Source organism: Gymnodinialimonas sp. JB5-7, assembly GCF_055693405.1.
In genome coordinates, this window is record NZ_JBVFUX010000012.1 from 200066 (window position 1) to 214213 (window position 14148).

Below are 14148 nucleotides of genomic sequence, written 5' to 3' on the forward strand. Positions count from 1 at the left end.
TCTTCACGAAGCAAAAAGTCCCTCATGCGCAGCGTCTACTGCGCCGCACCCCTCTGCCACCGCTTGGCCGCCGCCGTCACGCGCGCCCCAAACAGCCGCGCCGTTGCCTTGTCACCCTCCGTTACCGGATCGGTCGCCATCAGCCCCAGCCACGATCCATCGCGGTTGATCCCCTCCCGCTCCGGCTTCACCGGCGCGCCGATCTCGGATTGGCCCGCCCAGATCATCCCCATCTGCGCCGCAAACACCGCCAGCCGCACCAGCGCATTCAGCTTGTCGCCTGATGGGTGCACCGCCACGGTGAAGCCAGCCGCGATCTTGTCAGCCCATGCGCCCGTGTCCCAGCGGCTCGCCGCCTCTTCCAGAAACATGTCAAACCGCGCGGCGGTGGAGCCCATGTAGGTCGGCGCTCCAAAGACAATCGCCTCCGCCGCGTCCAGCGCGGCCCAATCCTGCGGCCCCATGGCCTCGACGTCGATCAACCGCACCTCGCCGGCGCCTTCGGCCACAGCCTCCGCAACAGCCCGCGTATGCCCGGTCTCGCTGAAATAGACGATGCAGATCACGACACGTCCCGCCGCGAGATATCTGCGGCCCTGCGGCCCGACACACCAGCCGGAGTTGGCGCACCTTCCAGCACCCGCAGCGGGCCTGCGCACAGCCGCCGCCAGACCCGGCCTTGGCCGCGCCGGCACGCGTTTGGACGCCTCCAGCAAGATCACCCCGCCCGCGCGGCTGCGGCTCAGCTTGCCACCAATCCGCTCCAACATGTCCGCACTTTTCAGCCAGAATTTCTGGTGCGACGGGGAGAACAAGGCCGCCGCATGGCGCTCTGGCACGAAATCGTGCCGCTTGAGCTGCGCCTCTAACTGCCCCAGCGAATAGGGCCGCCCGAACCCGAACGGCGTGCCGTCCCGTCGCGCCCACAGGCCCGATCGGTTCGGCACGATGAACATCGCCCGTCCGCCGGGGGCCAGCACCCGCTGGCATTCCTCCAGCACCGCCGCCGGATGCTCCGACGTCTCCACCCCGTGCAAACAGATCAGCTTGTCGGCACTTTCCGATTGCACCGGCCACAGGCCTTCGCGGCACAGGGTCGAGACATTCTCCAACCCTGCAGGCCAGGGCATCACTCCCTGCTCACCCGGCATCAGCGCAATCACCCGTCGCGCATCGGCCAGATACGGGCGCAACAACGGCACCGCAAAGCCGAAGCCCACGACCGCCTGCCCCTTCGCATCCGGCCACATCTTCAGCATCCGCTCCCGCACCGCCTTTTGCGCGATCCGGCCAAGCCGCGTGCGGTAATAGAATTGCCGCAGGTCGATGACGTCGAGATGCATGCAAGAAATCCGTTTGAACCCCACGGCACCATGGCGCAGGCTTGCCCAACAAGATAGCCAACCCCAGGGGGATTACCATGTCCGAGCCGCAGATCGTCACCATCCCGTGCCTGTCGGACAACTACGCCTTCCTCCTGCATGACCCCGCCACCGGGGCGACCGCTTGCATCGACGTGCCCGACCACGCCCCAATCATCGCCGAGCTTGACGCGCGTGGCTGGACCCTGTCGCACATCCTGATCACCCACCACCACTGGGATCATGTTCAGGGCGTCGACGCGCTGAAGGCCGCAAAAGGAGGCGCTGTCTACGGCTGCGGCGCCGATGCCGCCCGCCTGCCCGCGCTCGACCATCCGCTGGCTGAGGGCGACAGCTTCACAATCGGTTCCCTGAAGGTCGACGTCCTCGACGTCTCTGGCCATTGCGACAACCACCTCGCATTTGTCGTGCCCGGGGCCCGCGCCGCCTTCACTGCCGACAGCCTCATGGCGCTCGGCTGTGGCCGCCTGTTTGAGGGCACGCCCGACCAGATGTGGGACAGCCTGTCCAAGCTCGCCGCCCTGCCGCCCGAGACGATGATCTATTCCGGCCACGAATACACCGCGTCCAACGCGCGCTTCGCGATGACCATTGAACCGGACAATCCAGACCTTATCTCTCGCCTATGCCGAGATCGAGGCGGCCCGCGCCGCGGACCAGCCCACCATCCCCTCCAGCCTTGCTCAGGAATTGGCCACCAACCCCTTCCTGCGCGCCAATCGAGCCCGACATTGCCGCGACCCTGGGCCGTCACAAACGCCCCTGCCGTCGATGTCTTCACCGAGATCCGAGCCCGAAAAGACAAGTTTTGAACACGAAAGCAGCAGTCGCTGCAAAAACAAGCAACCCCAATACCTTACCGCGTAAATCCTGGTGAACCCCAGCATCTTGTGGCTCCGAACACGGACCGTTGATACATTTTTTCTTGAAACCTCCGCGCGGAAAGCAAAACTTAACTCTATGAGGCCATGATCGGGCGGGGACTTGCGCCGCCTCGACGCACACGGAAGGAGCACGCGACGTGCCATCTTTTTCGACCACTTTGGAACAGGCCATCCACGCTGCCCTGGCGAATGCCAATGCTCGTCGTCACGAGCTTGCGACGCTGGAACACTTGCTGCTTGCCCTGATCGACGAACCCGACGCGCAAAAGGTCATGAAGGCCTGCTCGGTTGACGTCGAAATCCTTCGCGAAACACTCGTGAAATTCATCGACGATGATCTCTCGACGCTGGAAACGGATGTCGAAGGGTCGGAGGCTGTGCCCACGGCCGCCTTCCAGCGCGTCATTCAGCGCGCCGCGATCCACGTCCAGTCCTCGGGCCGCACGGAAGTGACCGGGGCAAACGTGCTGGTCGCGATCTTTGCCGAACGCGAGTCGAACGCCGCCTACTTCCTGCAAGAACAGGACATGACCCGTTACGACGCGGTCAACTTCATCGCCCACGGCGTCGCCAAGGATCCGTCCTACGGCGAAGCCCGCTCTGTCTCCGGGGCCGAGGATGAAGAAAACGAAGCCCAATCCGTGCAGAGCGGCGAAGTTGAGGAAGAGGGCAAGGAATCCGCCCTCTCGAAATACTGCGTCGACCTCAACGCCAAGGCCACCAAGGGTGATGTCGATCCCCTGATCGGTCGTTCCCATGAGGTTGAGCGTTGCATTCAGGTGCTCTGCCGCCGCCGCAAGAACAACCCGCTTCTGGTGGGTGATCCCGGCGTGGGCAAAACCGCCATCGCGGAAGGTCTCGCCAAGAAAATCGTCGAGGGTGAGACACCCGAAGTGCTGCAAGGCGCCACCATCTTCTCGCTCGATATGGGCGCGCTGCTGGCCGGCACCCGCTATCGCGGCGATTTCGAGGAACGCCTGAAGGCCGTGGTCAAGGAACTCGAAGATCACCCCGATGCCGTTCTCTTCATCGACGAGATCCACACCGTCATCGGTGCAGGTGCGACGTCCGGCGGCGCAATGGATGCCTCAAACCTCCTGAAGCCCGCGCTTCAGGGCGGCGGCCTGCGCTGCATGGGCTCCACCACCTACAAGGAATACCGCCAACACTTCGAGAAGGACCGCGCGCTGTCCCGCCGGTTCCAGAAGATCGACGTGACCGAACCTTCGGTGGAAGACAGCGTGAAGATCCTCAAGGGCCTCAAGCCCTATTTTGAGGAGCATCACTCCGTCAAATACACCGCCGATGCGATCAAGACGGCGGTGGAACTCAGCAGCCGCTACATCAACGACCGCAAGCTGCCCGACAAGGCCATCGACGTGATCGATGAAGCCGGGGCCGCACAGCACCTTGTCGCTGAGTCCAAGCGTCGCAAGACCATCGGCACCAAGGAAATCGAAGATGTCGTGGCCAAGATCGCCCGCATCCCACCCAAGAACGTCTCCAAGGACGACGCCGAGGTTCTCAAAGACCTCGAAGTCTCCCTCAAGCGGGTCGTCTTCGGGCAGGACAACGCGATCGAGGCGCTGTCTTCGTCCATCAAGCTCGCCCGCGCGGGCCTGCGCGAACCGGAAAAGCCGATCGGCAATTACCTGTTCGCAGGACCCACCGGCGTCGGCAAAACCGAAGTCGCCAAGCAATTGGCCGATGTTTTGGGTGTCGAGATGCTGCGCTTCGACATGTCCGAGTACATGGAAAAGCACGCCGTCTCCCGCCTGATCGGTGCGCCTCCGGGCTATGTCGGCTTCGACCAGGGCGGCCTTCTGACCGATGGCGTCGACCAGCATCCGCATTGCGTGCTGCTGCTGGACGAGATCGAGAAGGCGCATCCGGATGTCTTCAACATCCTCTTGCAGGTCATGGATCACGGCACGCTCACCGACCATAACGGTCGCTCCGTCGATTTCCGCAACGTGGTCCTGATCATGACCTCGAACGCGGGCGCGGCTGAGCAAGCCAAGGCCGCCATCGGCTTTGGCCGCGACCGTCGGACCGGCGAAGATACCGCCGCAATCGAACGCACGTTCACGCCGGAATTCCGCAACCGTCTGGATGCGGTCATCTCCTTCGGCGCACTGCCAAAGGATGTGATCCTGCAGGTGGTCGAAAAGTTCGTCCTCCAGCTGGAGGCGCAGCTGATGGACCGCAACGTCACGATCGAGCTCACCAAGCCCGCCGCCGAGTGGCTGGCCGACAAGGGCTACGACGACCGGATGGGCGCCCGCCCGCTTGGCCGCGTGATCCAGGAGCATATCAAGAAGCCCCTCGCGGAGGAGCTTCTTTCGGGAAGCTGGCCAAGGGCGGCAACGTCAAGGTCGGCGTCAAGGATGGCGAGATCGAGCTGCGGATCGAAGAACCCGGCAGCCCGCGTTTGTCGTCCAAAAAGAAGCCGCCGCTTCTGACGGCCGATTGACCCAGTTCGGACCAGAGCAACAGGGGCCGGTGGCGCAAGCTGCCGGCCCTTTTCGTTGGCTCGACCTCGCAGCCGGCCATTTGCAAAATGCGGTCATCTGGACGCATCTTTGTAGGGCCTGGAAAAACCCGTCCATTTGGACGCTTTTTTCGCGAAAAATGCGTCCAAATGGACGCATTTGCGTTCAACTGGTCACAGTTTTGGGTAGTGATCTGGCCCCTCGCCGCTCCGGCACAAGACGCTCTGGAGTTACATTTTCCCGTTGAATGCACCCTGGGTGAGACGTGCTTTATCCAGCAGGCGATGGACCGTGATCCCGGCCCCGGCGCGCAAGATTTTCGTTGCGGGGCACAGACTTACGATGGCCACCAAGGCACCGACATTCGCCTGCCCGACCTCGCGGCCATGGCCCAAATCGTCCCCGTCCTCGCCGCCGCCTCCGGCACCGTCCTGGGCACCCGAAATTCAGTCCCAGACACAGGAATCGCAGGCTTTCCAGACGGCCAGGATTGCGGAAATGGCGTTGTTCTGGACCATGGAAATGGCTGGCAAACGCAGTATTGCCACCTTGCCCAGGGCTCGATTTCTGTGGCTAGCGGCGACACAGTCCAAGCCGGTCAACCTCTTGGCTTCATTGGACTTTCTGGCCGAACCGAGTTCCCGCATCTGCACCTCTCCGTTCGGCAAGATGGCACCCATGTCGATCCGTTCGACCCGTCCGACACCCATACCTGCGCAATCGACGCGGATGATCTCTGGGCCGATGAAATCGCTTTGCCAGCGGGCGAGATCCTCAGCGCAGGCTTTTCCGAAACCGTCCCCGATTATGCCGAAATTCAGGCTGGAACCGCCCGCGCCGAAACCCTCAGCGCCAACGGGGAAGCCCTTGTTTTATGGGGGTTTTTCCATGGCGGTCGCGACGGCGACGTTATCGAGTTCACCATTGCTGACGAAGATGGCGTCACCTTCCACAGCCAGTCCATCACGCTTGAGCGCACCCAGGCACAGCTTTTCCGCGCCTCCGGTCGTCGCCTCCGCGCACCCCTCGATCCGGGCACTTATGCAGGTACGATCACCCTCTCTCGAGGTGGTCAAGCCATTGATTCTACGACAATTTCCATCGCACTCCGATAGGCCGCGAGGATAAGAACGGGCGAATTACCGCTCGGTCAGCTTCAACTCGATCCGCCGGTTCGCCGCCTGCCCCTCAGCCGTTCCATTCGAGGCAATCGGGCGATGTTCTCCAAACCCCGTCGCCGCCAGCCGCGACGGAGGAATCCCAAGTTCTTCAGACATATAGAGGACAACCGACAAGGCCCGCGCCTGGCTCAATTCCCAATTGTTCGCGAACTCCGCACCCTCACGCAGTTGCTGATCGTCGGTATGCCCATCCACGCGAATGATCCAGTCAATCTCCGACGGAATCTCATCGGCCACTTCCAGCAGCAAATCGGCGACCCGCTGGATCTGCGCCAAACCCTCATTCGCAAGGTCCGCAGATCCCACTTCAAACAGCACTTCCGACGAGAACACGAACCGGTCGCCTTCGATGCGCACCCCTTCGCGGCCCTCCAGCAATTCACGCAAACGTCCAAAGAATTCAGACCGATAGCGTTCCAATTCCTGCGCCTCGGCGGCCAGCCGTTCGGCCTCCGCCGCCTCGAGCGCCGCATTTGCCCGCTCTTCCGCCGCCAGTTGCGCCAGGGCCGTGTTCAGTCGCGATCCCAGCGCGCTGATCTGAACCTGAGCCTCTGAGTCGCGCTCGTCTGCCACATCCAAAAGCGCCTCCAGCGATCCCAATTGTGCCCGCAAGGCCGCCACTTGCTCATTCAGCAACGCCACCTGCCGCGCGCTTTCGGCTGAGGCGCTTTCGGCGGCCTCAAGCTCCCGATTGGCCTGTGCCAGCAACGCCTCGCGCACCTCAGCCTCGCTCAGCGCCTCTGCCAATTCCGCGTCCGTGGACTGCCGCGCAGCCAGCGCCGCCGCCAATTGCGCCTCGAGCGTCGAAAGCTCCCCGGTCGCATCAGCGGCCTCCGCGGTGGCCGTGCTCACCTGCGCCTCGGCTTCGGCAATACGCGCCTCCAATTCTGCCAAACGGGCCGCTGTGCTAGCCTCCGTGCTTTCCAACCGCGACAGGGCCAGCGCCAGTTGCGTCTCCAAATCCGACATATCGCTGGATTGCGCCGCCAGCGCCGTTTCCACCCGGCCCAATTCCAACTCCGCCGCTGCCAGGGCATCAGCCAGAGTCGCAGCCTCGCCCTGCCCCTCATCGGCCCGCGCCAGCGCGCCGGCCAAACGGGTGGCAAGATCGTCCCGCGCGGCCTCCGCCGCAGCCAGCAAGGTCAACGTATCCTCGGCGCGCTGACGCTGCTCTTCCAAAGCCAGCGACATCGCGGTCAGTTCCGCATCCGCATCCTCCAACCGCCGACGCAGGGCTTCGGCAGCCGCAGCCTCAGCCAAACGTGCGGCCTCCTCTTCAGACAGGGCCGCATTCGATGCCTCAAGTTGCGCCTGTAACGCCGCCGCTGCGGCGGCTTCGGCCAACCGCGCGGCCTCTTCCTCGGACAGGGCGGCTTCGACCTCCCCTAACCGCTGGCGCAAGGCCTCGGCTGCCGCCAGCTCTGCCAATCGCGCGGCTTCTTCGGCGGATAGGTCCTCCTGAACGCTTTGCAACTCCGCCAGCAACTCGTCCGCCCGCTCATCACCCGTTGCAAGGGCCGCCAACGCATCTGAGAGGGAACTGTCCCGCTCCAGAAGTGCACCGGCAAGCTGTGCATTGCGCGTCTCAGCCGCCGCCAATGCGCGCAGGGCATCGGTCAGCGAGCCGTCCCGCTCCTCCGCCTGCGCTTCCATGTCTGCAATCAGGGCTTCCAAGCGCCTCGCGCCGCGCTGCCGCCAGACGCGCCGCCTCAGCCGTCGCGTCAATCTCGGACCGTGCCGTGGCCAGCGCGAGGTTCAGCGCCTCCGCCTCCGACATCGCCTCGGCCAACTCGCCTTCCGTGGCGGCAAGGCCAGCCGCCAACTCGCTGTTCTGCGCAAGCAGGCCGGCGACCTGCTCCTCAAAGGCCACTATCCGTGCGGCGCGTTCGGCGCTTTCTGCGGTGAGCGATGCGATCAACGCCTCCTGCGCCGCCGCCTGTTCTTCTGCCACGGAAAGGGAACCCGTCAGCGTCGCCACCCGGTTTTCCAGATCACCGGATCGCGCCTCTTCCAACCCCAGCGCCTCGGCCAGTTGGTTGACCTGCGCGGTCAGCGAATTCAGCTCGTCATCCTGCGTGCTGATCTCTTCGGACAGGACAAATTGCATGACCATGAAGATCGACAGGACGAAGATCATCACCATCAAAAGCGCGGTGATCGCGTCGACAAAGCCGGGCCAGATGGTGCCCGACATGCCTTGGCGTGCGCCGCGGTGAAAGGCCATCGCTACTCGCCCTGTGCCTGACGGCGCGCGCGGGCCTCGGCCGGTGCGCGCGCGGCTTGGGTCAGGGCCTGAAGCGCCTCAGTCAGCTGCGCGATGTCGCCGCGCAGGCCTGAGACCTCCGCATCGCGGGTCGCGCCCATTTCCTCGGCCAGCTTGAACAATTGCACGTCGATCGACCGCAACCGGTTCCGGCTTTCGTCGTCCAGCCCGTTTTCGGCGGCCAACCCGTCCAAGGCCGCCGCCAAGCGGTCCTGTGCCGTTGCCAAGCGTTCCGTGACAGCCACCTGACCCGGCCCCAGCTTTTCGGTCAGCCCTTCGACCGATTGCGACAGGTTCAACAAGCGTTGTTCGGTGGCAGCGCGCCGCGTCTCGGATTGCGCGAACAGGGATTGCAGCGTGTCCATCTGGTCGACCATGTGGTCGAGAACCGTGGCAATCGCCGCCTTGTCGATGGCCCCGTCGCCTTCGCCGGACGAGAACGACACGCGCGTGATGGAGGCCAGCCATTCCTCCAACTCGCGGTAAAACCGGTTCTGCCCGTGGCCCGCGTATAGCTCCAACAGACCCACGATCAGAGAGCCTGCGAGGCCCAGAAGGGACGACGCAAAGGCCGTGCCCATGCCGCCCAATTGATCATCGAGGCCGTCCATGAGCCGCCCGAAGACCGCAAGCCCCTCCTCCCCCTCGGTGGGTTGGAGGGAACGGATCGTCTCAACCACCGCCGGAACTGTGGTGGCGAGGCCAAAGAACGTGCCAAGAAGACCAAGGAAAATCAGAAGGTTGGCGATATACCGCGTGATGTCGCGGCTTTCTTCCATCCGCGCACCGACCGAATCCAGCACCGACTTGGCGGAAGCGGGTGTCACCTGCATCCGGTTGCCGCGCATGCGCGACACGCCTGTCATGGCTGCCAGCAAACGGGGGGCTTGTCTTCGTCGCTGGCGTTCCCGCCACCGGCCAATTGCTCGATCCACGCAACGGAGGAGAACAGCTGGATCACTTGGAAGAATGTCGCAAAGACGCCCACGATGAACACGACACCGATAGTGCCGTTCAGGAAGGGCGCCGACAGAAAAACCGGCTGCACGCGGGGCCAAACCAACACGCCGCCTGCGATGACCAACGCAAGGATGATCACCATCAGCACAATCTGCTGCGTCGGTCGTGTAAAGCGGAGCGCGCCTGCGCCCTCTCTGCTGCTCGCCATGGCGTTTCAATCGCTCTTTGGTCGTCTCTGGCGCGACCTTACACGGGCCGGACCCTTTCGCCAACAAAAGCCTTAAGGGCCACCGTTGATCGCACGCACCTGTGCGACAAGGCTGTCGAGGTCCTCGTCGCCGATGCCGAGGTCTGCCAGATGCGCAGCGGTATTGTAGAGGTATTCATCGTTCGGCCCGCGCCCGCCATGGGCGCCCGCAATGATGCGGGCCTGAACATCCAGCGGGTGCTGGCAATACTGCACGTGGCTCCGGTCGATCACATAGGCCAGCACATCTTGCTGCCGCGCGCCGTCGCGAAACTCCACCTCCTGGCGGGTCTCGATATAGGCCGAGGATATCAACTCCCGCTCGCGCAGGTAAGCTAAGGTCGCCTCTTCCGTCCCGGCTTCGGCCCGCAAGGCAAGGCCGTCGCAAAAGGCCGATGGCGCCTCATCCAGCGCCAGGACAAGGCCCGGATCAGCCTCCGTTCCGCGGTGGTGGATCGAGGTCATGCAAAACGACCGGTGCCAGCCATGCAGCCGCGCAATACGCGTCTCGGCCACCGGGAATCCTGGATTCCAGAGAAGCGAGCCGTAGCCGAAAACCCAAAGCGGTGCTGTCATGAACTGGTCCTTGTCGTGCCCCGCCGCTATAGGCGATAGAACGCCGGAAGGGGAGTGGTATGAAACGGCTTTTGATCCTGATTGTCATTCTGGCGGTGTTGGGCAGCATTGCATGGGCCGTGGCGGCCATGACGATGCAGACGGCGGCCACACGCTGGCTGGATGATCGGCAAATCGAGGGCTGGGTGGTCAATGTCGCCGATGTGTCGGTCGAAGGTTTCCCGCTGGATTTCGAGACCGACTTCACAGACATCCAACTGGCCGACCCCGACACCGGCCTTGCCTGGTCGACCCCACGTTTTCGCCTAGAGCAGGAGGTTTTCCGCCTTGACCGCATTACCGCCTATTTCCCGGAAACGCAGACCATCGCCACGCCGCAGGAGCGGCTGACTTTGGACAGCGGCGCGATGTTCGCCTCGCTTGACGTGCAACCAACCGCCAACTTCGCGCTCGATGGGCTAAGGGCTCAACTGGACGCCTTGAATGTGGTCTCAACCCTCGGTTGGTCGCTTGATCTGGACCGTGGGTTGGTGACGCTCGACCGGATGGAAGGCGAGGACAGCCGGTACGACATCCATGTGAACGCCTCCGACCTCAACCCGCCGGAGGCCATCCGCGCACGCCTCGACCCGGCGGGTGTCCTCCCCGAACGGATCAGCCATCTGTCATCTGTCACCCGTGCCCGTTTTGACGCGCCATGGGACATGGCGGCGCTGGAAATCGCCCGTCCGCAGCCCACGGAGCTTGAGATTGAGGATATCACCGCCCGTTGGGGCGACATGCTGTTCCGTGCGACGGGCACCTTGGATGTGACCGAGGGTGGCGTGCCGGAAGGGGAGCTTCGCGTGCGGGCCGAAAACTGGCGCGCCATGGTCGAGCTTGCCGAAAATGCGGGGCGTTCTGCCCGAGCGCATTCGCCCGACGGCGGAAGCCATGCTTGGAGGTTCTGGCGGGCATGAACGGCAGCGCCGAGAATATCGACGCAACGCTCAACTTCTCGAATGGGCGCGTCTTCATCGGGCCGTTGCCCCTGGCCCGGCGCCGTCGCTGCGCATCCGTTAAGGCACTTGCGTTTATCCAAGGCACTCTTTTCGCGTTCCGCGTTCGCGCCATCGGCGCGCGGCAGCGGGTTGCGCGTAAAATCAAACGCAAAGGGCTCTAGCGGCAATAGGACCCAGACCGGTAGGACGCCACGTCGAAGTGGAAATTGATCCTGATGGAACCGGTCCGCCGTCCGGGCCCAGGCACGGTGCCGAAGGTGCCACAGGCGGCCTCGTGCAAGCTGCGCATGGTGCCGCGAATTGCCGCTGCGCCAATCGCTCAGCACGCTCAACTCAGACCCGTTTTGCAAGGCCGATCCCGCCAATATCAATGGCATTTCCGGTCGAATGCTCCGACAGACCGCGCGCCCGGTTGCGAATTGCGGGTCCGGCACGCGTAGGAGGCCAGAACGCGCAAATTGGACATGCCACCGCCGGTATTCCCGATGATATCGTCGGCATCCAGACACCCATTGGCTGATCGGCCTGTGCGGTCGTGCAATTGATGGTCGCAGGCGTGGTCAGTTGAACCCCATGGACCACCCGCAGGCGCACCGCATTCTGGATACCGCATCCGCTGATCCGGCCCGTCACAGGTTCGATCACGTCGCCTTGCAGGCCGACAACACCACAAAGCTGGCCAGAGCTTTGGCCCGGTCGCGTCACACTGCTTGGCGTGTTGCGCGTTGCAGCCGCCCGCACCCGGCTTTCCAACCCATCGGGGCGCAGTGTGGGCCGCAGGGAACTCGCCACTGCAAGGGCCGTGCCGCCGCCCGCAACGACGGTGGGGGCTGCGTTGACCGCGCCAAGACCGCCGCCATTCTGGCGCGGACGGAACAGACCGCCCAGGATACCGGGCCGACGATTGGGGGCTTGCGGTTGCGCGGCGGCGGCCGCTGCGACGCCTGCATCAGCGGCGGATCCGGCGGAGGGCACAGGTGTTCCACCCGGACGAGCCGGAGGACGCAAAGACGCCCCCGGCGCAAGGTCCGTGGCCGTGATCACCCGCACCTCAGCTTGTTGTGCCACCGCCAAGGCAGGCACGGCCAATGCAATCGCCAACAGACCCGCGCGTATCCTCATGCGCCACTGTCCTTTCTTGCCGTAGAACGCCCGAAATTCGGCGCGTCGGTATCTTGCCCCGCCTCGATGATACCACGGCGGATCGCCCGCGTGCGGGTGAAATAATCGTGCAGATGATCCCCATCACCGGTGCGGATGGCCCGTTGCAAGGCAAAAAGCTCCTCCGTGAAACGGCCAAGGATTTCCAGCGTCGCCTCTTTGTTTGACAAGAACACGTCGCGCCACATCGTCGGATCACTGGCCGCAATTCGCGTGAAGTCGCGGAACCCGGCAGCAGAATATTTGATGACCTCACTGTCGGTCACACGCCGCAAGTCGTCGGCCACGCCGACCATCGTGTAGGCAATCAAGTGCGGAGTGTGCGAGGTCACGGCCAAGACAAGATCATGGTGATCCGCGTCCATTTCCTCCACCAACGCTCCACAGCCTTCCCACAGGCTTTTCAACCGCGCCGTTGCTGCTGGATCAGTACCGTCAACCGGGGTCAACAACGTGTAACGATTGTCAAAAAGCTCGGCAAAGCCGGAGGTTGGTCCAGAATGCTCGGTCCCCGCCAATGGGTGGCCCGGCACGAAATGCACATGGTCCGGCAGATGCGGGCCGATCGCCTCGATCACCTCGCGCTTGACCGAGCCCACATCCGTGACAGTCGCCCCGTCCGCCAGATGCGGCGCGACATCGGCGGCCACAGCAGACATCGCGCCAACCGGTACACAGAGCACCACAAGGTCTGCATCTGCCACCGCCTCAGCCGCGGTGTCCACGACCCGGTCGCACAGCCCGATGTCTCGCGCGGTTTCCCGGGTTTCAGCCGACCGCGCGGTCCCCACGATCTCACCCGCCAGCCCCTGCCGGCGCATCGCATGGGCCATCGAGCCTGCGATCAAGCCAAGGCCGATCAGGGCAACGCGTTGGTAAATAACGCTCATTCCGCCCCCTTGAACGACGCCAACGCGTCCAGCACACGGGTATTGTCTTCGGGTCGGCCAACGGTAATGCGCAGGCAATGGGGTAGGCCGTAACTCTTCGGTGCTCGCACGATAATGCCAGCCGCCTTCAGATGCGCATCGGCCGCGTCAGCCTCTGCCTCATCCGCGAAGCGCGCCAGCACGAAATTCGCGAAGCTGTCGTCGCAGGCAATGCCAAGCTGGCGCAATCCGCCCGTCAGGCGCGCCCGTTCTTCCTCATTTACGCGGATACAGTCGGCCACCCAATCGCGGTCCTTCACGGCTGCCTCGGCTCCGGCAAGGGCCACGCCGGACAGATTGAACGGCCCACGAATGCGGTTAAGCGTGTCGATCACATGCTGCGGCCCATAACCATAGCCAACCCGCAGGCCGCCCAAGCCGTACGCCTTTGAAAAGGTGCGCGTCATCACCACGTTGTCGCGGTTATCCACAAGGGCTTTGCCGCCGTCATAGCCTTCTGCAAATTCGGCATAAGCACCGTCCAGGACCAGAAGGCACTGATCCGGCAGAGCGTCGGCCAGACGATGCAGATCACCGCTTTCCAGCATCGTGGCCGTGGGGTTCGCCGGATTGGCGAGGAAGATCAGCCGCGTCTGCTCGGTCAGACCGCCAATCAACGCGTCCACATCCACGCGCCGCTCAGCCTCGGGCACCTGCACGGGGTTGCCCCCGCCGCCAAGGCGCTGATCCGATACATCCCGAACCCATGCTCGGTATAAAGCACCTGCGTTTGAGGCCCCGCATAGGCCTGGCACAGGAAGTGGATCACCTCATCCGATCCGACCCCGCAGATCACGCGATCCGCGTCCAGCCCGTACACCTCGGCAATCGCCGCGCGGAGCGGGCCGTGATCCGTCGGCGGGTATCGGTGGCTGTCCGTCAGGACCTTGCCCATCGCCTCCACCGCAGCAGGCGAAGGCCCGAACGGATTCTCGTTCGAGCTCAGCTTCAGCGGCGCATCGTGGCCTTCGATCTTCGACGCCCCACCCTGATAGAGCGCGATGTCGAGGATACCGGGTTGCGGGCGAATGGGGGCGGTCATCTCAGATCCTGTTTACAGTTCCGCAGGGTT

At 63.7% G+C, this 14148-nt stretch carries 11 protein-coding genes and 4 pseudogenes; 5 read left to right on the forward strand and 10 right to left on the reverse strand.

The genetic code is table 11. The features are described 5' to 3' along the window. Positions 1 to 35: 35 nt before the first annotated feature. Both ACZ1HK_RS08630 and ACZ1HK_RS08635 read right to left on the reverse strand, forming a co-directional pair. Positions 36 to 566: a flavodoxin family protein gene (locus ACZ1HK_RS08630; RefSeq protein ID WP_472628370.1), complete on the reverse strand. Its 531-nt coding sequence runs from the start codon at positions 564 to 566 to the stop codon at positions 36 to 38. Continuing rightward, positions 563 to 1343 (reverse strand): annotated as a pseudogene (locus ACZ1HK_RS08635) (class I SAM-dependent methyltransferase). The gene ACZ1HK_RS08630 and the pseudogene ACZ1HK_RS08635 overlap by 4 nt, the downstream one beginning before the upstream one ends. Positions 1344 to 1420: 77 nt before the next feature. Between ACZ1HK_RS08635 and gloB the strand changes: the two are divergent. The 3 genes and pseudogenes from gloB (at position 1421) to ACZ1HK_RS08650 (ending at position 5873) form a co-directional block, all read left to right on the forward strand. Next, a pseudogene (gene gloB / locus ACZ1HK_RS08640) lies at positions 1421 to 2194 on the forward strand (hydroxyacylglutathione hydrolase). 209 nt (positions 2195 to 2403) lie between these two features. Then, positions 2404 to 4739 (forward strand): annotated as a pseudogene (gene clpA, locus ACZ1HK_RS08645) (ATP-dependent Clp protease ATP-binding subunit ClpA). A 168-nt stretch (positions 4740 to 4907) separates the two neighbouring features. Next, the gene (locus ACZ1HK_RS08650; protein ID WP_472628371.1) at positions 4908 to 5873 is read left to right on the forward strand and encodes a M23 family metallopeptidase; all 966 of its coding nucleotides are present in this window, start codon (positions 4908 to 4910) and stop codon (positions 5871 to 5873) included. 24 nt (positions 5874 to 5897) lie between these two features. On the opposite strand, the gene ACZ1HK_RS08655 is transcribed toward ACZ1HK_RS08650, so the two are convergent. The 5 genes from ACZ1HK_RS08655 to ACZ1HK_RS08675 form a co-directional block, all read right to left on the reverse strand. After that, positions 5898 to 7613 (reverse strand): peptidoglycan -binding protein, encoded by a 1716-nt coding sequence (locus tag ACZ1HK_RS08655; protein WP_472628372.1) that lies wholly within the window; start codon positions 7611 to 7613, stop codon positions 5898 to 5900. Then, on the reverse strand, positions 7525 to 8163 hold the full coding sequence (locus ACZ1HK_RS08660) for a hypothetical protein (RefSeq protein WP_472628373.1): 639 nt from the start codon (positions 8161 to 8163) through the stop codon (positions 7525 to 7527). The genes ACZ1HK_RS08655 and ACZ1HK_RS08660 overlap by 89 nt, the downstream gene beginning before the upstream one ends. A gap of 2 nt (positions 8164 to 8165) precedes the next feature. Further along, positions 8166 to 9080, reverse strand: a complete 915-nt coding sequence (locus ACZ1HK_RS08665; RefSeq protein ID WP_472628374.1) for a biopolymer transporter ExbB — start codon at positions 9078 to 9080, stop codon at positions 8166 to 8168. Then, positions 9065 to 9370 (reverse strand): hypothetical protein, encoded by a 306-nt coding sequence (locus tag ACZ1HK_RS08670; RefSeq protein WP_472628375.1) that lies wholly within the window; start codon positions 9368 to 9370, stop codon positions 9065 to 9067. Before ACZ1HK_RS08670 ends, ACZ1HK_RS08665 begins: the two co-directional genes overlap by 16 nt. Positions 9371 to 9442: 72 nt before the next feature. Then, positions 9443 to 9985, reverse strand: a complete 543-nt coding sequence (locus ACZ1HK_RS08675) for a gamma-glutamylcyclotransferase (protein ID WP_472628376.1) — start codon at positions 9983 to 9985, stop codon at positions 9443 to 9445. Positions 9986 to 10044: 59 nt separating this feature from the next. On the opposite strand from ACZ1HK_RS08675, the gene ACZ1HK_RS08680 reads away from it, so the two are divergent. Together ACZ1HK_RS08680 and ACZ1HK_RS08685 are read left to right on the forward strand one after the other, a co-directional pair. Next, positions 10045 to 10944, forward strand: a complete 900-nt coding sequence (locus ACZ1HK_RS08680; protein ID WP_472628377.1) for a DUF2125 domain-containing protein — start codon at positions 10045 to 10047, stop codon at positions 10942 to 10944. Continuing rightward, positions 10941 to 11147, forward strand: a complete 207-nt coding sequence (locus tag ACZ1HK_RS08685; RefSeq protein ID WP_472628378.1) for a hypothetical protein — start codon at positions 10941 to 10943, stop codon at positions 11145 to 11147. Before ACZ1HK_RS08680 ends, ACZ1HK_RS08685 begins: the two co-directional genes overlap by 4 nt. A gap of 172 nt (positions 11148 to 11319) precedes the next feature. On the opposite strand, the gene ACZ1HK_RS08690 is transcribed toward ACZ1HK_RS08685, so the two are convergent. From ACZ1HK_RS08690 to hisC, 3 genes and pseudogenes are all read right to left on the reverse strand, one after another. Then, complete coding sequence (locus ACZ1HK_RS08690) at positions 11320 to 12108, reverse strand: hypothetical protein (RefSeq protein WP_472628379.1); 789 nt, start codon at positions 12106 to 12108, stop codon at positions 11320 to 11322. Then, on the reverse strand, positions 12105 to 13037 hold the full coding sequence (locus ACZ1HK_RS08695; RefSeq protein ID WP_472628380.1) for a prephenate/arogenate dehydrogenase family protein: 933 nt from the start codon (positions 13035 to 13037) through the stop codon (positions 12105 to 12107). Before ACZ1HK_RS08695 ends, ACZ1HK_RS08690 begins: the two co-directional genes overlap by 4 nt. Beyond that, positions 13034 to 14118 (reverse strand): annotated as a pseudogene (gene hisC, locus ACZ1HK_RS08700) (histidinol-phosphate transaminase). The gene ACZ1HK_RS08695 and the pseudogene hisC overlap by 4 nt, the downstream one beginning before the upstream one ends. Positions 14119 to 14148: the final 30 nt, after the last annotated feature.